We start from the raw sequence: 19,978 nt of genomic DNA on the forward strand, positions 1-19,978 counted from the left end.
AATATAGTATGAAAGTAGGTTTGTTTATTCCTTGTTATATCAATGCTATTTACCCCAATGTGGGAGTGGCATCGTATAGACTATTGAAAAGTTTGGGAGTAGACATCGATTATCCGTTGGATCAGACTTGTTGCGGACAACCGATGGCAAATGCCGGTTTTGAAGATGAATCGATGAAATTGGCACTCCGTTTTGACGATCTGTTCCGTGAATACGATTACATCGTCGGTCCTTCCGCCAGTTGTGTGGCATTTGTGAAAGAGAATCATCCGGGCATCTTGGAGAAAGAAGGACATGTTTGTCAGAGTGCGGGAAAGATTTATGATATTTGTGAGTTCATTCACGATGTCTTGAAACCTTCCAAAATTCCTGCACGCTTTCCTCATAAAGTCAGTATTCACAATAGCTGTCATGGGGTTCGCGAACTGTTGATTTCTGCTCCCACCGAACTGAACATCCCTTATTACAATAAATTGCGTGACCTGCTCAATCTGGTAGAAGGTATCGAAGTATTCGAGCCCAGCCATATTGACGAGTGTTGCGGCTTTGGCGGAATGTTTGCGGTGGAAGAGCAGGCAGTCTCCGTCTGCATGGGGCGTGATAAGGTAAAAGATCATATCGCTACCGGAGCCGAGTATATTGTCGGAGCGGACAGTTCCTGCCTGATGCACATGCAAGGTGTCATCAAACGGGAGCATCTGCCTATTCAGATTATCCATATTGTAGAAATTCTAGCGTCGCAATCATGAGTACAAAACATTCAAAGGCTGCCGAAAAGTTCTTGCAGGACAGCAAGATGGCAGCATGGCATAACGAAACCCTTTGGATGGTCCGTGCCAAAAGGGACAAGATGAGCAAGGAAGTTCCCGAATGGGAAGAGTTGCGCAACAAGGCTTGCGAGTTGAAACTATACTCCAACAGCCACCTCGAAGAACTTCTGCTGGAGTTTGAGAAGAATGCTACCGCCAACGGCGCCATCGTACATTGGGCAAAAGATGCCGATGAATACTGCGCCATCGTCTACGAAATACTGAATGAGCATAACATCCACCATTTCATCAAGAGCAAATCCATGCTCGCCGAAGAGTGTGGATTGAATCCTTTCCTGATGGAGCGTGGCATCGATGTCGTAGAGTCCGATTTGGGCGAACGCATCCTGCAATTGATGCATCTCGAACCAAGCCACATCGTATTGCCCGCCATCCACATCAAACGGGAACAGGTAGGCGAACTATTCGAAAAGGAGATGGGCACGGAAAAGGGAAACTTTGATCCTACCTACCTGACTCATGCCGCACGTAAGAACCTGCGTCATCTCTTCCTCAATGCCGAAGCCGCCATGACAGGCGCCAACTTTGCCGTCGCTTCAACCGGTGACATTGTGGTCTGCACCAATGAAGGAAATGCCGATATGGGTACTTCCTACCCGAAACTGAACATTGCCGCTTTCGGTATGGAAAAGATCGTCCCGGATCTGGACGCATTGGGTGTGTTCACCCGATTACTCGCCCGTTCGGCCACCGGACAACCGGTGACAACATATACTTCTCATTACCGCCGTCCCCGCGAAGGCGGTGAATATCATATTATCATCGTAGACAACGGCCGGAGTGCCTTACTGTCCAAGCCCGACCATATCAAGACATTGAACTGTATTCGTTGCGGTGCGTGCATGAATACCTGCCCGGTGTACCGCCGGAGTGGAGGTTACTCTTATACATACTTCATCCCCGGACCTATTGGCATCAACTTGGGTATGGCCCATGCTCCGGAGAAGTATTATGATAATCTTTCAGCCTGTTCTCTGTGTATGTCCTGTTCCGATGTCTGTCCGGTGAAAGTAGATTTGGCCGAACAGATTTACAAATGGCGTCAGGATTTGGACGGACTGGGGAAAGCCAATACAGGAAAGAAGATCATGTCCGGTGGTATGAAGTTCCTGATGGAGCGTCCGGCATTGTTCAACGCAGCCTTGTGGGCAGCCCCGGTGGTAAATGGCCTGCCTCGTTTCATGAAATACAACGATCTCGACGATTGGGGAAAGGGACGTGAACTGCCGGAATTTGCCAGCGAGTCGTTCAATGAAATGTGGAAGAAAAACAAAGTACAGGGAAAGGAGGAATCCAAATGAGCAGTAGAGAAGATGTATTAGCCAGCATCCGCCAGCATACGCAGACGCGTTATGATAAACCGGATATTGCGGATATGAAACGATTGTCATATCCTGACAAGATAGAACAGTTCTGTGCAATCAGCCGTGCGGTGGGTGGTACGGCAGTTGTATTGGGCGAAGGGGAAGATGTGAATGCGGTCATACGCCGGACTTACCCGGATGCTATGCGCATTGCTTCCGTATTGCCGGATATTTCCTGTGCTACGTTCAATCCCGATAATTTGGATGATCCGAAAGAGTTGGACGGCACAGATGTTGCCGTAGTGAAAGGAGAAATCGGAGTAGCCGAAAACGGAGCCATCTGGATACCGCAGACGGTAAAATATAAAGCGATCTATTTTATCTCGGAGAAGTTGGTCATTCTGCTCGACCGGAATAAAATTGTAGATACCATGTATGACGCCTACCGCGAACTGGACGGACAGGAATATCAGTTCGGAACGTTCATCTCCGGTCCGTCAAAGACTGCTGATATTGAGCAGGCTTTAGTGATGGGAGCGCATGGGGCACGGGACGTGTTAGTGATATTAACCTAATGTTTCCGTGTTGATTATTCTAAAATAAATTTGGTTTCAAAACAATGGAGTTTTATATTTGTTAGTACAAACGAAATGGAGACTCCGTTGACGCTGTAAAAACAGAGGCTCTATTGATAAGAAATAGAGCCTTTGTTTCATATAAACAGAGCTTCCGTTTGATGTAAATAGAGGCTTTGTTTGGATAAAGTCCGGCTTCCATCGGATGTAATAGAGTCTTTTGGAGAATATAGTCGAATCTCCTTTGATGTAAATAGAATATCTGTTTCTGTTTGTCCATAGTAGATAAATGAATTTGTAGGATAAGAGTAGTAAAACGTTTAATTATAAATTATATGTATGCCAATAAAGTAAAGAAAATAGCCGCCGTCCATGATCTTTCGGGAATGGGGCGCGTATCTCTGACCGTCGTCATTCCTATTCTTTCATCCATGGGTTTTCAAGTCTGTCCGCTTCCTACGGCTGTATTATCCAATCATACGCAATATCCCGGTTTCTCCTTCCTCGACCTGACGGACGAAATGCCGAAGATTATTGCCCAATGGAAGAAACTGGAGGTAGAGTTCGACGCTATCTATACCGGATACTTGGGTTCTCCGAGACAAATTCAGATTGTTTCTGATTTTATCAGGGACTTTCGTCGACCGGACAGCCTGATCGTTGCCGATCCGGTGTTGGGAGATAACGGACGGTTGTATACCAACTTTGATGGAGAGATGATAAAAGAGATGCGCCACTTAATCACGAAAGCAGATGTGATTACCCCCAATCTGACGGAACTGTTTTATTTATTGGATAAACCCTATAAAGCAGATAACACGGATGAAGAACTGAAAGAATATCTTCGTCTTTTGTCCGATAAAGGTCCGCAAGTGGTTATCATCACCAGTGTTCCTGTACATGATGAGCCTCATAAAACATCTGTCTATGCTTATAACCGTCAGGGAAACCGCTACTGGAAAGTGACCTGCCCTTATCTGCCTGCACATTATCCCGGCACGGGCGATACTTTTACCAGTGTCATCACCGGCTCTTTGATGCAGGGAGACAGTCTGCCGATGGCGTTGGACCGTGCCACACAGTTTATCCTGCAAGGTATTCGTGCCACTTTTGGGTATGAATATGACAACCGTGAGGGTATTCTATTGGAGAAAGTGCTTCATAATTTGGATATGCCAATACAGATGGCTAGTTATGAATTAATATAAAAGATAAAGAGTTTTCACGGCTAAGAAAAAAGTCACACTGTAAAGATAAAGAATAAGGGCTGACTAAAAAGGACGGAATTGGTATAACCATCCCATCTGCGAGTGTACGTAAGTAGGGATGAAAAACAATTTCCCAGTCTTTTTAGTCAGTCCTTTTTAACGTTTACAAGCTTTTGTGTTTCAAATATTTCCATTAATTTTACCGGCATTAAAAAAAGGAATAATTATATCTAACTAATGACTCAAACACTAAAAACATCCGAACGTCTTGGAGTAGTGGATGCTCTGCGCGGATTTGCCCTTTTGGCAATTGTATTATTACATAATCTGGAGCATTATAATCTGTTCTTAGTACCGGAGAATGTGCCTGCATGGTTACAGACAATTGATAAATATGCATGGGACATCCTGTTTTTCCTGTTTGCGGGAAAGGCGTATGCTACTTTCTCTTTGTTGTTTGGTTTTAGTTTTTACATTCAGTTTCACAATGCAGAGAAACGTGGTATAGACTTCCGCGGACGATTTGCCTGGCGGATGTGTTTGCTTTTCCTGTTTGCGCAGTTACATGCCTTATTCTATAACGGGGATATTCTTTTACTCTATGCGGTAGTGGGTTTTGCGTTGATACCCGTGTGCAAGCTAAAGGACAAAACGGTCTTTTGGATTGCCCTCATTCTGCTTCTTCAGCCTTATGAGTGGGGACGTGCCATTTATGCGATGATAAATCCAGACTATGTTGTATCAATCGGTCATTTTATGCCTTATGCTATGCGTGCACAGGAGGCAACTGCCAATGGTAACTTCTTCGAAGTACTCTGTTCCAACATCTCCGACGGACAATTATACAGCAATATCTGGCAAGTGGAAAATGGTCGTTTGTTTCAGACGGCTGCCCTGTTCATGTTCGGAATGTTACTGGGGCGCCGGAAATATTTAATAAAGAGCGAAGAATCCGTACGCTTTTGGAAGAAGATGTTGAAAGGTGCCGTCCTCGCATTCATTCCTCTCTATTGCCTGAAAACTTTTGTGCCGGACTTACTCACCAATCCGTCCGTACAAATTCCTTATAAGATTGCCGTTCCGTCCTATGCCAATTTTGCGTTTATGATTATCCTGGTTTCTATCTTCACCTTGCTTTGGTTTAAGAAAGAGAAAGGATATGGCTGGCAAAGTCTGCTGATTCCTTACGGTCGTATGAGTCTGACAAATTACATTTCCCAATCTATTATGGGGGTAATCATCTATTATGGATTCGGATTAGCTATGTACAAATATGCCGGAGCAACGGCAAGTCTGCTGATTGCATTGCTCATCTTTACTGTTCAGCTGATATTCAGCCGTTGGTGGCTTGCCCGTCATAAACAGGGACCACTCGAATTCTTATGGCGTAAGGGTACTTGGATTTAGTGACTTCCCACTATTCGAATTTGACAGTTACTTCTGCAAGTTTGTTGCCGTAAATCCAGTCCGGTCCCTCCTGGATCAGGCGGATTGCTTCCTTATCAGCAGACTCGCAAAGGCTCTCTTTTACTTTGATGTAGAAGGGACGCCCTTCTTTATTAACAAGGAAAGTTAATACAACTTTTCCTTTCACTTGTGCGCACTTTTCATCCGCCGGACGAACGAGATTCTCCTTCAGGTATTTCTGATAGCTACGTTTACCGATGACAGGTTGTGGAGTGATCTCTTTCTCTGCCTGTTCCTCAACCTTCACAACACTTCCGAGGGTTGTTGACTTCTTATTTTTCTTAGCGCCATATCCCACTACCACCACTTCATTGAGTGTCTGTTTGTTTTCGTTCATGGCAATGAGCATCGTCCGGCTGGTATCTACCCGGATTTCTACCGGATCATATCCGATATATTCAGCTGTCAATCGTTTCTTATCATCCTTTTTGACTAACGAAAATTCTCCATTCATATTTGTGATGGTTCCGATATTCGTTCCTTTATATGTCACACTGGCTCCGATAAGCGGTTCTCCTTTTTCGTCGGTCACTCTCCCTTTAATCATGTTATTTTGAGGAAGGATAGTCGCTACCTTAGCCATCTTCATTTTCTTATCTGATTCAGATTCGAAAGTATCTATCGTTGCTACTACTTCTTGCAATGCAGCAGTCTCTTCCGAGACTTCTTCCATCATCGGCACAGCTGCCACAGGCGCACCTTGTGGTTGCGAAGTCGTTTGGATTTTGGCAATCATATCTTTCTTATCCGCTTGTCTCGCAGTAATTTCGGAAATAGGAGTGGAATCCGTTTTTACCTTTGTAGTAGCTAATGCGATTTCCTTTTGCGGAGTTGCGGGAACTGTTGGAGTGGCAGGAATTGCCGGAGTTGGTGGAGCTGCGGGTTCAGCCAACTTTGTGGAAACACTCTCTTCCGCAATGAACACTTCATCTGTCATGCTCTTTTTCAGGAACAGGAAATAACTGCTGATACCGAATCCGATAATCAGACACGCAGCGATGCTCCAGGTGATAGCATAAGTGTTCTTTTTCTTTGCCGAATGAGCAGAAACCTGCATCCGCAGTTTCTCGATCCGTTGTTCGTGATTTCCCTCCACCTGGTTGTATCCATCCATAGCATCGGCCAGGAAAGGGTCTTGCATCGACTCTTTTTCCAGCCGGTGTGCCTCTTTTCCTTTGCGGAGTCCTCGTATGTAGTCCAATAGTTTCATAGGGCTTGTTTCTTAATACAAATTTTTAAGTTTCGCTTTCCGTTTTGGATATAGCTTTTCACATTGTTCAGAGTAAATCCGGTCTGTTCCACAATGTCGGCATACGACATTTCCTCTAAAAAGAAACGCGTAATGCTGGTCCGTTGTTCTTCGGGCAACTTTTCGAGACAGTGATGTAATGCCTTTAGTTGTTCCTCTGAACTTTCCTCCTCACTTAATAGATGCAGAAATTCGTCGGATTCCATAACATTAACGGTATAATCTAACGTAATTTCTTTATTTTCCTTTCGTAAAAGTTGCAAGCAATGATTCTTTGCCACCCGGTAGAGCCATGGCTTGAACACTTTTATCTCATAATTTCCCAATTTAGGCAATAAATCTTCAAACAACTGCATGACCGCCTCCTGTGCCCGGTCTTCATCATGCAGATATTTTAGGCAAAGTCCGTATAGTAACGGGATATATCGGTTATATAATTCGCCGAAATATTCCGTATCACCGGACTTCGTGTAATGTATTAGTAATTCCTCGTCCGATAGTTTTGATATTTTTCTTTTGAAAAACAACATCTATTCCTCTTCTTCGTCAATAATGACTTGATATTTTTCTTTCATTGCTTCAAAATCACCTGTAATCTGGTCTAATATTTCATGCGTATCCGTACTCTTTACCAATGCGGGCATACCGTAATAGATAGATGCTTTATATGGCAACAATATCATTTTTTCTTTGGGCAGAGAACGTCCCATACCGGTCATGAATACGGGAATATATTTCACTTCGGGTCGCAGAGACAGGATGCGGGCTATGCCGGATTTAATTTTTCCCATCTGTTCCGGCTTTCCTCTGGTTCCTTCCGGAAAAAGAATCAGTGAATATCCGGCGTCGATGGCTTCAAGCATCTTACGGATCGGATCATGCTCCGAATCTTTTTCTCCTTTTCTTCTGATTAGCAGTGTGTTGATGAAAAAGTTGCTGATGGAAGCCTGAAAGCGGGTTTTCCCGAAATAATCTTCTGCTGCTACGGGTTTGACTTTCCATAAAAGTCCTCCGGGCAGGGAAGATAACAAGCTTAGGGTGTCCAGATGGCTGTTATGGTTGGCAAGGATGATGAATTGCTTTTCCTTTTTGAGGAACTGGCAATCGGTGAACTGAACTCCTACAACCAATTTCAGAAACCATTGGAATACACCTTTATATATAATCTGCATGGCAGCAGCTTGCATGAATCTTTTTTCCATTCCCTCCGTTTAATATGCAATGTAATAAACTAAATGAAAAAATACAGGAGCCGTGTAGGCCAGAGAATCTATCCGGTCGAATACTCCTCCATGACCGGGAATACTGTTCCCCATGTCCTTAATTCCTTTATCTCTCTTGATGGCGGAGATGACTACGTCTCCCGAGAATCCGGCAATCGCAACGAGAGCACTTACCAGGATAACGTTGGGAGCGGAGAGGGGAGTCAGGAAACCGAGGAAGTAACCAATGACGGTAGTACTGATTACACCGCCCAGAAATCCTTCCCACGTTTTGTTCGGACTTACTTTCGGGAGTATCTTATGTCGTCCGAGAAGTTTGCCCCAGATAAATTGCATAACATCGTTGATTTCCGTAAGGAATACAAGGAATAATAGCAGACCTCGTCCTCCTGCATTGAATCCCGGAAGTTCAGGAAGCGACAGGAGATAAGCGAGGTGGCTGATACCGAATACTGAAAGCATCAGAATCCACTGCAACAGAGCCATCGACTTGGTAATTCCGTGGGTGTCTCCCTTTAAAACAAGTCGTAAGGGCAATACGAGAAACATAACTACCGGAATGAAGATGATGAATGCTCCATACCAGGCAAGGTAAGCAAGGTAATATTGAATGGGAATGGCCAATATCCCCCAAAACAATGCTCCGCGATCTGCCTCTCTGAATCCCAACACCGAATACAGTTCTCTGAAAGCGATGAAAGAGAGAAAGGCAAGGAAGAAGTAAGAAATGTTATAGCTGATAAATACAGCGCCGATAAACATGCCCGCCATGATCCACCATGAACGCGTGCGGGCGGAGAGTTCGCTGATATTTGTTTTTGGAGAGATCTTCTTTACGAGAAAAAGAATAAGGCTTGCCGTAACAAGCAGTCCGATGATGAGCGAAATGACGATAATCAATTCATCGCTTAGCGTAGGAAATATGATATCCAGTAGTTCTTTCATTTTATTTCATTGTTTGTTGTGTGTGACATGAGGTACAGACGGTGTATCAGTGTTGCGACAAGGCCGACGTTGATTATTATCAGAGCTATGAGACATACCATCCGGTCGTATCCTGCGTGAATGGTGCAGGTGGCTACTACAAAGGCAAGCGTGAGCAATGCCATGCGGTGTTGCTTGGCCATCGGACCGTTAAAGAAATGCTGGTGCGTTTTGTAGGCTCCTATCCAGCGGAAATAAGCTGTCATAACGGCAAGAAGGGCCGCTAGCCATCCCAGTTCAATACCGAATCCACCTGCTATATATCCGATGGGAATGATGAACAAAGCATCAGCAAAGCGGTCGGGCATATCATTGTAGAGATCTCCGTTGGCACTTTTCTTCCCTCCTTCAATAGCTACCATCCCATCGAACAGGTTGCAGAGTAACCGCGACTGCATGCAAACGATGAACAGAATGTAGGCTACATACTTGTTAAAACCGGGATCAATGACTGTGCCGATCAACAGAAGGCACCCCACCATAGCGAAGAATACGCTCATCATGGAAATTTGATTGGGAGTGACACCCCAACGAGTTAGTTTGCGGGCAATAATAGTAGCCCAGGCTGTGTTTCGTGAGGCTATTTCCCGCCTTCCGTCGACTTCGTTTTTCATATTTATAATATGTTTATGATCGGCAAATATACACATCATCTTAAGAGTTGCAAAGGAATGAGTGAGAATTTTGAAATGACTCTTTTTTCTGCCGGATAAAAAAAAGTTCAGGCAATTTATGGAATCTGTGTGAAATGTGCATCTCTATAATAAAAGCGAACTAATAGTAACATTTTAAAATAAGAAGTTATGAAAACAAATCAATTCAGAGCGATGATGCTCGTACTGCTAATGGCGGTTATTTCTTTAGGTAGGATGAATGCGCAAGTTATTACTGTGTCGGGTACGGTGACGGATGCAAAGGATGGAAATCCGCTTGTAGGTTGTTCGGTACAGATCAAGGGTACTTCGAAGGGTGCAATAACGAATATGAAGGGCCAGTACACCATTCAGGCCAAGAAGGGGGAGACGTTGTTGTTCCAGTATATCGGGTATAAGCAAGAGAGAAGGGTGGTGAAATCGGCTACGCTGGATGTGAAGATGAAAGCTGATGATGTGGTATTGGAAGAATGTGTAGTGGTAGGATACGGGCATGAGCTAAAGGCTACTAAATCGGTGTCTGCTGCTTATATGGCGGTATGTCCGACACCGGGAATCATGTATGATGCTGTAAATGCGGAAGAATACGGGCAGATTCAGGAGAATGGATTTAAGAGTGTGTCGGATGCTCCGCTTTCTACTTTCTCTATTGATGTAGATGCTGCTTCTTATAGTAATATGCGTCGTTTTATCAATAAAGGTGAATTGCCTCCTGTAGATGCTATCCGTACGGAAGAATTAGTGAACTACTTTTCCTATGATTATCCGAAACCGACAGGAAGTGATCCTGTGAAAATCACGATGGAAGCCGGAGCATGTCCCTGGAATGCGGTTCACCGTCTTGTGCGTATTGGCTTGAAAGCTAGAGAAATTCCGACGGATAATTTGCCTGCATCTAACCTGGTGTTTCTGATTGACGTCTCCGGCTCTATGTGGGGAGCCAACCGGTTGGATTTGGTGAAATCATCTCTCAAATTGTTGGTAAACAACTTACGGGATAAAGATAAAGTAGCTATCGTGACTTATGCAGGCAGTGCCGGTGTGAAACTGGAGGCCACTCTGGGTAGTGACAAACAGAAGATTCGTGAAGCGATAGATGAATTGACGGCAGGTGGTTCTACGGCAGGTGGTGCGGGTATCCTGTTGGCGTATAAAATAGCCAAGAAGAATTTTATCTCTAATGGTAACAACCGTATCATACTTTGCTCCGACGGTGATTTTAATGTGGGTGTTTCTTCCGCCGAAGGATTGGAACAATTGATTGAAAAAGAACGTAAGAGTGGAGTGTTCCTTACCGTATTAGGTTATGGCATGGGTAATTATAAAGATAAGAAGATTCAGGTGTTGGCAGAAAAGGGAAACGGTAATCATGCTTATATAGATAACTTGCAGGAAGCCAATCGTGTTTTAGTAAGCGAATTCGGCGCTACATTGCATACAGTGGCGAAAGACGTCAAACTGCAAGTGGAATTTAATCCTTCCCAAGTGCAGGCGTATCGTTTGATTGGTTACGAAAGCCGTCTGTTGAAAGACGAAGACTTTAATAATGATGCTAAAGATGCCGGAGATATGGGTGCGGGACATACGGTAACTGCTTTTTACGAAGTGATTCCTACAGGTATAAAGAATGAATATGTGGGTAAAATAGACGATCTGAAATATCAGAAGAAAGAGAAAGTGACAGTGAAACCGACAGGCTCTAATGATCTCCTGACTGTGAAACTGCGTTATAAAGCTCCGGATAAAGATGTCAGCAAGAAAATGGAACTTCCTTTCGTTGATAATAAAGGTAATAATGTTTCTTCTGATTTCCGCTTTGCTTCTGCAGTGGCTATGTTCGGACAGTTGCTTCGGGACTCTGACTTCAAAGGAAATGCCAGTTACGATAAAGTGATTAATCTGGCCAAACAGGGACTGAATAATGATGATAAAGGATATAGAAGAGAATTCATCCGTTTGGTTGAGGCTGCCAAAGGATTGGAAAGAACGAATAAGAACTAGGAAATCGGGCGGGAGTCATTGTGAGTGTACGCTATATGACTATGCGTAAGATTCGCAGATATGAATGAACGTAGAATTCCAGATGGATAATCGTAGAAAATGATAGTGACGGTATATGTTCGGGATAGTGACGCTATCGCTGTTGTATACCGTCACTATCTTTGTCGGATAGCGTCACTATCATTTATTTCGTCCGAATTTCGTCCGACCTGAAACGAAAAATAGCCGTAAACTTATTGTTTACAGCTATTTAACTCTGCACGGGAGGAGAGGCTCGAACTCCCGACACCCGGTTTTGGAGACCGGTGCTCTACCAACTGAGCTACTCCCGTGTTTGCGGCTGCAAAGGTAGTAGAAACTTCTGAATCTCCAAACATTCGGGTAAATAAGTTTTGAATTATTTTAATTTTTCCCACTCATCGGGCTTAAAACCGACCAGAACGAAGCTGTCTGTCACTACCAATGGGCGTTTCACCAATTTACCGTTGGTTGCCAATAGTGCTATCTGTTCTTCCTCACTCATTGCAGGTAGCTTCTCGCTTAGTTTCAGCTCTTTATATACTAATCCGCTCGTGTTGAAGAATTTCTTCACCGGCAGACCGCTGCGCGGAATCCATGCCTTTAATTCTTCCACCGTAGGATTTTCTTCTACGATTAAGCGGTTGGTAAACTCAATGTTATTTTCTGTTAACCATTTCTTGGCTTTTTGGCATGTGCTGCATGCCGGGTACTGCAAAAATAATGTTGCCATATTCATTTATAATTTAATACTTGATATTTAATACTTAATACTTGAACTTCACTTCAATATCTGTAAATCCTGAAACATAATCCGGTAAGCGGCTGCTTTCTTGTCCAATGCTAATGGATACGCCCTTGATGATGAGGGCATCCGGTATAGTCGCAAGGCACGACCTTCGAAAACAAATTCGGAGTAATCACCTACTTTGGGTTCTTCTATGTCGAATTGCTGTCGGAGAGTGTCCGTTGCTTTTTGGCCCGTAGTGACGATTGCTTTGCATTCGGGAAGCTGCCGCAGTAATGCTGCAACATCGGTGGCTTCCACTACTTCAAGAAACTTGTCCGATGCATTATCCTGCAACCGACGAATGGATGAAGCGGTATCAAATAGGGCAATCCCCTTTTCGTTTAAAAAGTCTATGATTTGCTCGCGGCAGAACGATTTTAGTGTCGAATTCAGAAAGTGATTCTTATCATTAAAGAATAAGATTCCATATATACGCCACATGTCGTTGTTTAGGTTCGGGTAGTAAAACTCCATAGACCAACGTTTTTTCTGTGGCGGAAAACTTCCCAGCATAAGTAATTTTGATTTCGCTGGGAGAAACGGTTCTAACGGATGTATTTCGATTTCCATAATTTCTTTCATTTTAATTTCGTACAAAAATAGTGATAATGTTTATTTCCTTCAAAATCAATGAGAAAAAATGCTAGATTTAAAATAATTAGTTATTTTTGCGGCGTGATGAACAAACAATATTTTATTATATCATTGAAAAAAGAAGTTTTTGTGAGTTGCTTCTTAATAGGCCTGTTTTTTCTGGAGGGAGGAAATTGTTATGCTTCGGAGCAACAAGCGTTAAGAGGGACGATAGAAGTTCCTTCTGATCATAATACCGTGAGAGGGCGTGTAATTGATATCTATGGTGAACCACTGATCGGTGCTACAATACGCGAAAAGGGGGGAGCCAATGGTACTGTGACCGATATTGATGGAAAATTCTTTTTGTCTGTGCCGGATAGTGCTGTCTTACAAGTTTCTTTTGTGGGTTATAAGACTGTAGAAGTCAATGTGGCAGGTCGGAATGTGCTTGAAATACGTCTTCAGGAAGATGCGGTGATGCTTGAACATGTCATCGTAACGGCCTTGGGACTTGAAAAGGATGAAGCTACATTGGCCTATTCTGTGCAAAAAATCAAGGGAGAAGAACTGAACCGTGTCAAAGAAGTAAATATGATTGCTGCTCTGGCGGGAAAAGCTGCCGGTGTGCAAATCAACAAAAACTCTTCCGGTATGGGCGGTTCCGCAAAAGTCAGTCTCCGGGGAATCCGTTCGGTATCCGGTGATAATCAACCGCTTTATGTAATAGATGGAGTGCCGATGTCGAATACCTCTTCCGAACAGGCTTATTCGGCTATTGGTGGTACGGCGAATGCAGGGAATCGTGATGGAGGAGACGGAATCTCTAATCTGAATCCGGAAGATGTAGAAAGCATCAGTATTCTGAAAGGTGCTCCTGCTGCGGCTTTATATGGTAGCATGGCTGCTAACGGAGTGATTCTTATCACGACTAAAAAAGGCAACTCTGTCGGACAAAGGAATATTAATTTCTCTACAGGACTCACTTTCGAGAAAGCATTCAGTATGCCTAAAATGCAGAATCGTTATGGTGTCAGTGATGTGGTAGACAGCTGGGGAGAGAAAGAGAATCTGATGGCTTATGATAATCTGGATGATTTTTTCCGTACCGGATTGACATCGATGACTTCCGTATCTATCAGTTATGGAAATGAAAACCTGCAAACTTATTTCTCCTATGCCAATACTACCGGAAAGGGGATTATCGACAAGAATAAACTGAAAAAGCATAATATAAACTTGCGTGAGACGGCTACCATGTTCGACAAACGTCTGAAACTGGACGGTAGTGTGAATGTGATGAAACAGACCGTCGAGAATAAGCCGGTGTCGGGAGGTTTCTATATGAATCCGTTGGTAGGGCTCTATCGTTTTCCTCGTGGGGAGGATTTGTCTTATTATAAAGATCATTTTGAAACCTATGACGAAGAACGGAAACTGGGTGTGCAGAATTGGCATACGTTTACCGAAGACTTCGAACAGAATCCATACTGGATAACGAACCGCATACAAAGTAAAGAAACACGTACACGCATTATCCTTTCTCTTTCAGCAAACTTTAAGGTAAATGATTGGCTGACGATTCAAGCCCGTGGAAACATGGATTATTGGGCGGACAAGTTACGCCAGAAATTCTATGCGTCTACTGCCACCGCCCTGTGTGGAGCGAACGGACGATATATCGAGATGGATTATCAGGAAACCCAGATGTATGGTGATGTCATGGCGATGGTGAAGAAAACCTGGGGGGATTTTACACTGGATGCGGCGATTGGTGGTAGTATAAATGATAAAGTCGTTAATTCTACCCGATATGATTCGAAAAATGCATCTTTGAAGTTTGCTAATGTGTTTAATATTGCCAATATCGTCATGAACAGTTCTGCCAGTATTGACCAGCGAATAGATCAACGCCGTCAGTTGCAATCTATATTCGGTACGGCACAGATCGGTTATAAGGAAAAATTGTTTCTTGATTTGACGGCCCGTAATGACTGGGCGTCAACCTTGTCTTATACCAGCCATGAAAAATCCGGATTCGCTTATCCTTCTGTAGGGCTTTCCATGCTACTTGATAAATGGGTGAAGTTACCCGAATGGGTTTCTTTCGCAAAATTGCGTGGCGCTTATAGTAAAGTAGGGAATGATATTCCTCCATTTATCACTAATCCCTCTTCGCAGATCAATGCCGGTGGCGAGATACAGGCGAATGACGCCGCACCTTTCAAGGAAATGGAGCCGGAAATGACTCATGCCATCGAATTTGGAACTGAATGGCGATTCTTTCAACACCGTTTAGGGGTTAATCTGACTTATTATCGTACCAATACTTATAATCAATTCTTCAAACTTCCCGCACTTGCAGGTGATAAGTATGCTTACCGATATGTAAATGCCGGAAATATCCAGAATCGGGGATGGGAATTGACACTGAATGGAACTCCCGTATTAACTCCTGATTTCAACTGGAAAACTTCTGTAAACTTCTCTACCAATAAGAATAAGATAGTGAAGTTGCACGAAGATCTGAAAGAAATGATTTACGGGCCTACCAGTTTTTCTTCCAGCTATGCCATGAAACTTATTAAAGGCGGTTCTATCGGTGATATATATGGTAAGGCTTTTGTGCGTGATGATGCAGGCAATATCGTTTACGAAACAGAGGGTGATAATAAAGGACTTCCATTGGTGGAGGGCGATGGGAATACGGTGAAAGTAGGAAATGCCAACCCTGTCTTTATGATGGGATGGGATCATACATTCTCTTACAAAGGCTTCACCCTTTATTTTCTGCTTGATTGGCGCTACGGAGGTGAAGTCCTTTCGCAGACACAGGCGGAAATGGATCTTTATGGAGTATCTGAAATAACGGCCGATGCGCGTGACAGGGGATATGTAATGCTCGACGGTCAGCGTATAGACAATGTGAAAGGATTCTATAAAATAGTAGGCGGGCGTGCCGGGGTGACGGAATATTATATGTATGATGCTACGAATTTACGGTTGCGTGAAGTATCATTGAGCTATAATTTCTCCAAGAAGTGGATACAGAAAACGAAGGTACTGAAAGATGTTCAGCTTTCGTTTGTAGCTCGCAATCTATGTTTCTTGTATAAGAAAGCTCCTTTTGATCCGGATCTGGTACTTTCTACCGGAAATGATAATCAAGGAATTGAAGTGTTCGGAATGCCTACGACCCGTAGTCTGGGCTTTACTCTGAAATGTGAATTTTAAAGGCAGGAGAGAGAAATGAAGAGAAAATATGTATATCTATATTTGTTGGGGTTATTGCTGTTCTCTGTAGCTTGTACCGGTAATTTCCGTGATTACAATACCGATTTGTCCGGTATCACGGATGATGACTTGATTATTGATGACAATGGCTATGGAATCCGTTTGGGAATTATTCAGCAAGGTATTTATTTTAATTACGACTACGGAAAAGGAAAGAACTGGCCTTTCCAATTGATACAGAATCTGAACGCGGACATGTTCAGTGGGTATATGCATGACGGCAAACCTCTGAACGGGGGCTCGCATAATTCCGATTATAATATGCAGGACGGCTGGAATAGCGCCATGTGGACACACATGTATTCTTATATTTTCCCACAGATATATCAGTCGGAGAATGCTACCCGAAATACACATCCTGCTCTGTTCGGGATAACGAAAATATTAAAGGTGGAAGCGATGCATCGTGTGACGGATTATTATGGTCCTATCATTTATAAGAATTTTGCTAATGCCGAAAAACATTACCGTCCGGATAAACAAGAGGATGTCTATTATGAGTTTTTCAATGAACTCGATTCTGCTGTAGTTGCTCTCACCAACTATATAGATGAGAAACCGGAATCCAATGGATTTGCACGTTTTGATATTTTGTTGGATGGGAAATACGCTTCCTGGGTGAAGTTTGCCAATTCGTTGCGTTTGCGGTTGGCAATGCGTATTGCCTCTGTTGCTCCCGATAAGGCTTGTGCTGAAATACAGAAAATAAAAGAAAACGATTATGGCTTCTTTGAAGCGGAAACAGGCGGAGCAATCGTTTCTACCAAATCCGGATATACCAATCCATTGGGAGAACTTAACCGTGTGTGGAATGAAACTTACATGAGTGCTAACATGGAATCAATCTTGGTCGGATATGATGATCCTCGTCTTGGAGCTTATTTCGAACACTGTACGGATGAAGCTTTGAAAGGACAATATCGTGGAATTCGTCAAGGGACATGTTTTGCTCATAGTCATTATTCCGGATTGTCGAAGCTGTTTGTCCTGCAAAGCACCGATGCGCCTCTGATGACTGCTTCGGAAGTCTGGTTTCTGCGTGCCGAAGCCGCTTTGCGCGGGTGGACCGATGAAGATGAAGAAGCTTGTTACCGGAACGGCGTAACTACCTCTTTTCATCAATGGGGAATTTATGGGGTGGAGGATTACCTGAAAAGTGAGCTGACAGCTTCCGACTTTATAGACACTTATGATGAAGAAAATAATATAGAAGCGCGTTGTAAAGTCACTCCCAAATGGAATCCGCAGGATGATAAGGAGACAAAACTGGAGAAGATTATCACGCAGAAGTGGATTGCCATGTTCTCGGAAGGTTGCGAAGCTTGGGCCGAACAAAGACGAACGGGATATCCCCGTTTATTTCCCGTTCGATTCAATCATAGTAGGAGCGGATGCATCGACACGGAGATCATGGTGCGCCGTCTTAATTTCCCAGGTACATTGCAGACAGAAGACCCGGAGCAATATTCTGCTCTTGTCGAGGCTTTAGGCGGAGATGACCATGGAGGTACAAGACTCTGGTGGGATACGGGAAATAATAACCTGGAATAAAAAAAGACAGAAGTAATGTGCTTATATGTGTAGCTTTAACTATTTTTGCATCTTCATTTAAACACATTTACTTATGAAACAGATTATCTCTGCTCTTTTCCTTTGTATGTTGCTCTCTGGCGTACCGAGATTGCAGGCGCAAAACATTCAGCTACATTATGATTTCGGACGTTCTTTGTATGATAAAGATTTGCAAGGTCGCCCGCTGTTCACCTCCACTGTGGAGAAGTTTCATCCTGATACTTGGGGAAGCACTTATTTCTTTGTTGATATGGATTACACTTCCGAGGGTGTCGCTTCCGCTTATTGGGAAATAGCCCGTGAACTAAAATTCTGGAAAGGTCCTTTCTCTGCACATCTTGAATATAACGGTGGATTATCGAAAGGCATGTCTTATAAAAATGCTTATCTGGCAGGAGCTACCTACACTTTTAATAATGCTTCCTTTTCCAAAGGCTTTACGCTGACTGCTATGTATAAGTATATTCAGAAACACCAATCGCCCAACAACTTCCAGCTGACAGGTACGTGGTACGTGAATTTCTGCCGCAATCTGCTCACTTTCTCCGGCTTTGCCGACTGGTGGCGCGAAGAAACCAACTATGGAAAGACTATCTTTCTCTCCGAACCACAATTCTGGGTAAACCTAAACAAAATCAAAGGAGTAAATAAAAATTTCAATCTTAGTGTTGGCTCCGAAGTCGAATTGAGTAATAACTTCGGCGGTCGTGATGGCTTTTATGTTATCCCGACACTCGCTCTGAAATGGACGCTGAACTAAAAAACGGATTATAAGAAATAGAATTAAAAAAAGTCGGACTAAAAGAAGCCGGACTTCAGAATAATCTCTGTTTATCCCTCTGCGGAACTTAAAAAAATATATAGAAACCCTGTTAAATGAAAACTGATTTAATCTACGGCGTAGAAGACCGTCCCCCTTTTAAAGACGCCTTGTTTGCGGCTTTACAACATCTTTTGGCTATTTTCGTAGCGATCATTACACCTCCGCTTATCATCGCAAGTGCCTTGAAACTTGATGTAGAAAAGACAAGCTTTCTGGTTTCCATGTCTCTTTTTGCTTCGGGAGTATCTACCTTTATACAATGCCGCCGCTTTGGTGTGATAGGAGCAAGACTGCTCTGCATCCAGGGAACCAGTTTTTCTTTTATCGGCCCTATCATTGCCACAGGGATGGTAGGCGGATTACCGTTAATTTTCGGTTCCTGTATGGCTGCTGCGCCTATCGAAATGATTGTCAGCCGCACATTCAAATATCTGCGTAATATTATCACTCCGCTGGTTTCCGGTATTGTCGTGCTGCTTATCGGATTGAGTCTGATAAAGGTAGGTATCGTATCTTGCGGAGGCGGATATGCAGCTATGGATAATGGTACGTTTGCTACGTGGGAAAACCTGTCTATTGCAGCACTGGTACTTCTTAGCGTCTTGTTTTTCAACCGTTGCGGGAACAAATACCTGCGTATGAGTTCCATTGTACTCGGACTTTGCCTTGGCTATGGTTTGGCATTTGCTCTGGGAAAAGTGGATATGAGTGCGTTGAATGTGGAAATGCTGATGAGTTTTAATATTCCCCAGCCTTTTAAATATGGTGTTGATTTCAATGTGTCTTCTTTTATAGCCATTGGTCTGGTTTACTTGATAACTGCCATTGAAGCAACAGGTGATGTAACTGCCAACTCTATGATTTCCGGACTTCCCATTGAAGGAGATTCCTATTTGAAACGGGTTTCCGGTGGAGTAATGGCAGATGGATTCAACTCCTTTCTCGCCGGTGTATTCAACTCTTTTCCAAACTCCATCTTTGCACAAAACAACGGTATTATCCAACTGACCGGAGTAGCCAGCCGTTATGTTGGTTATTATATCGCAGCAATGCTCGTCCTTTTGGGTTTATTTCCCATCGTAGGTGCCGTATTTTCCTTAATGCCCGATCCTGTACTGGGCGGTGCAACCTTACTAATGTTCGGCACAGTAGCAGCGGCGGGAATCCGTATTGTCTCCTCACAAGAAATAGGCCGTAAAGAAACTTTGGTATTAGCAGTCAGCCTCTCCTTAGGCTTAGGGGTAGAACTAATGCCGGACGTATTACAACAAGCCCCGGAAGCAATTCGAAGTATCTTCTCTTCAGGGATTACCACCGGAGGCCTAACTGCAATTATTGCAAATATAGTAATACGGGTAAAAGAGTAGGAAACAAGTAGTAGAAACAAGTATTAAGTAATAAGTATTACCGAAGC

The 19,978-nt window shown here is 43.4% G+C and carries 17 protein-coding genes and 1 tRNA gene; 10 read left to right on the top strand and 8 right to left on the bottom strand.

What is annotated here, in order from left to right:
- Positions 1-8: 8 nt before the first annotated feature.
- The 5 genes from KQP79_RS06410 (at position 9) to KQP79_RS06430 (ending at position 5,324) form a co-directional block, all read left to right on the top strand.
- Entirely contained in the window at positions 9-749 is a 741-nt protein-coding gene (locus KQP79_RS06410) for a (Fe-S)-binding protein (RefSeq protein WP_134993229.1), read from the top strand.
- Complete coding sequence (locus tag KQP79_RS06415) at positions 746-2,131, top strand: lactate utilization protein B (protein WP_134993228.1); 1,386 nt, start codon at positions 746-748, stop codon at positions 2,129-2,131. Before KQP79_RS06410 ends, KQP79_RS06415 begins: the two co-directional genes overlap by 4 nt.
- Entirely contained in the window at positions 2,128-2,709 is a 582-nt protein-coding gene (locus tag KQP79_RS06420; RefSeq protein ID WP_149945402.1) for a LutC/YkgG family protein, read from the top strand. The genes KQP79_RS06415 and KQP79_RS06420 overlap by 4 nt, the downstream gene beginning before the upstream one ends.
- A 335-nt stretch (positions 2,710-3,044) precedes the next feature.
- Positions 3,045-3,917, top strand: a complete 873-nt coding sequence (locus tag KQP79_RS06425) for a pyridoxamine kinase (RefSeq protein ID WP_004304792.1) — start codon at positions 3,045-3,047, stop codon at positions 3,915-3,917.
- 237 nt (positions 3,918-4,154) lie between these two features.
- Positions 4,155-5,324: a DUF418 domain-containing protein gene (locus KQP79_RS06430; RefSeq protein ID WP_138343360.1), complete on the top strand. Its 1,170-nt coding sequence runs from the start codon at positions 4,155-4,157 to the stop codon at positions 5,322-5,324.
- 10 nt (positions 5,325-5,334) lie between these two features.
- Here KQP79_RS06430 and KQP79_RS06435 read toward each other — a convergent pair whose 3' ends face one another.
- From KQP79_RS06435 to KQP79_RS06455, 5 genes are read right to left on the bottom strand one after another with little or no spacing between them, the layout of a single operon-like run.
- Positions 5,335-6,594, bottom strand: coding sequence for a carboxypeptidase-like regulatory domain-containing protein (locus KQP79_RS06435; protein WP_004308291.1), 1,260 nt, complete (start codon positions 6,592-6,594; stop codon positions 5,335-5,337).
- Entirely contained in the window at positions 6,591-7,163 is a 573-nt protein-coding gene (locus KQP79_RS06440; protein ID WP_004301947.1) for an RNA polymerase sigma factor, read from the bottom strand. Before KQP79_RS06440 ends, KQP79_RS06435 begins: the two co-directional genes overlap by 4 nt.
- Complete coding sequence (locus KQP79_RS06445) at positions 7,164-7,820, bottom strand: lysophospholipid acyltransferase family protein (protein ID WP_171036012.1); 657 nt, start codon at positions 7,818-7,820, stop codon at positions 7,164-7,166. It abuts the gene before it with no gap.
- 24 nt (positions 7,821-7,844) lie between these two features.
- Positions 7,845-8,801 (bottom strand): phosphatidate cytidylyltransferase, encoded by a 957-nt coding sequence (locus KQP79_RS06450; protein ID WP_004301949.1) that lies wholly within the window; start codon positions 8,799-8,801, stop codon positions 7,845-7,847.
- A complete protein-coding gene (locus KQP79_RS06455) occupies positions 8,798-9,454 on the bottom strand; it encodes a CDP-alcohol phosphatidyltransferase family protein (protein ID WP_004308290.1) in 657 nt (218 codons plus the stop codon). Before KQP79_RS06455 ends, KQP79_RS06450 begins: the two co-directional genes overlap by 4 nt.
- 189 nt (positions 9,455-9,643) lie before the next feature.
- Here KQP79_RS06455 and KQP79_RS06460 point away from each other — a divergent pair, with 189 nt between their 5' ends.
- Positions 9,644-11,494: a vWA domain-containing protein gene (locus KQP79_RS06460; RefSeq protein WP_061447716.1), complete on the top strand. Its 1,851-nt coding sequence runs from the start codon at positions 9,644-9,646 to the stop codon at positions 11,492-11,494.
- A gap of 259 nt (positions 11,495-11,753) precedes the next feature.
- Here the strand turns inward: KQP79_RS06460 and KQP79_RS06465 are convergent.
- The 3 genes from KQP79_RS06465 to KQP79_RS06475 all read right to left on the bottom strand — a co-directional run bounded on the left by KQP79_RS06465 (position 11,754) and on the right by KQP79_RS06475 (position 12,872).
- Positions 11,754-11,826, bottom strand: a tRNA-Trp gene (locus KQP79_RS06465).
- A 65-nt stretch (positions 11,827-11,891) separates the two neighbouring features.
- The gene (locus tag KQP79_RS06470; RefSeq protein ID WP_004308288.1) at positions 11,892-12,245 is read right to left on the bottom strand and encodes an arsenate reductase family protein; all 354 of its coding nucleotides are present in this window, start codon (positions 12,243-12,245) and stop codon (positions 11,892-11,894) included.
- Positions 12,246-12,293: 48 nt separating this feature from the next.
- Positions 12,294-12,872 (bottom strand): uracil-DNA glycosylase family protein, encoded by a 579-nt coding sequence (locus KQP79_RS06475; RefSeq protein WP_004320682.1) that lies wholly within the window; start codon positions 12,870-12,872, stop codon positions 12,294-12,296.
- Between the two features lie 108 nt (positions 12,873-12,980).
- Between KQP79_RS06475 and KQP79_RS06480 the strand changes: the two genes are divergently transcribed.
- From KQP79_RS06480 to KQP79_RS06495, 4 genes are all read left to right on the top strand, one after another.
- A complete protein-coding gene (locus KQP79_RS06480; protein ID WP_032849444.1) occupies positions 12,981-16,109 on the top strand; it encodes a SusC/RagA family TonB-linked outer membrane protein in 3,129 nt (1,042 codons plus the stop codon).
- 15 nt (positions 16,110-16,124) lie between these two features.
- Positions 16,125-17,720, top strand: a complete 1,596-nt coding sequence (locus KQP79_RS06485) for a SusD/RagB family nutrient-binding outer membrane lipoprotein (protein WP_004308285.1) — start codon at positions 16,125-16,127, stop codon at positions 17,718-17,720.
- 73 nt (positions 17,721-17,793) lie between these two features.
- Positions 17,794-18,501, top strand: a complete 708-nt coding sequence (locus KQP79_RS06490) for a DUF5020 family protein (RefSeq protein WP_004308283.1) — start codon at positions 17,794-17,796, stop codon at positions 18,499-18,501.
- A 116-nt stretch (positions 18,502-18,617) separates the two neighbouring features.
- Complete coding sequence (locus KQP79_RS06495; protein ID WP_004304803.1) at positions 18,618-19,931, top strand: nucleobase:cation symporter-2 family protein; 1,314 nt, start codon at positions 18,618-18,620, stop codon at positions 19,929-19,931.
- Positions 19,932-19,978 lie beyond the last annotated feature (47 nt).

It is taken from the genome of Bacteroides sp. DH3716P (genome assembly GCF_025914115.1).
Lineage (GTDB): Bacteria > Bacteroidota > Bacteroidia > Bacteroidales > Bacteroidaceae > Bacteroides > Bacteroides ovatus.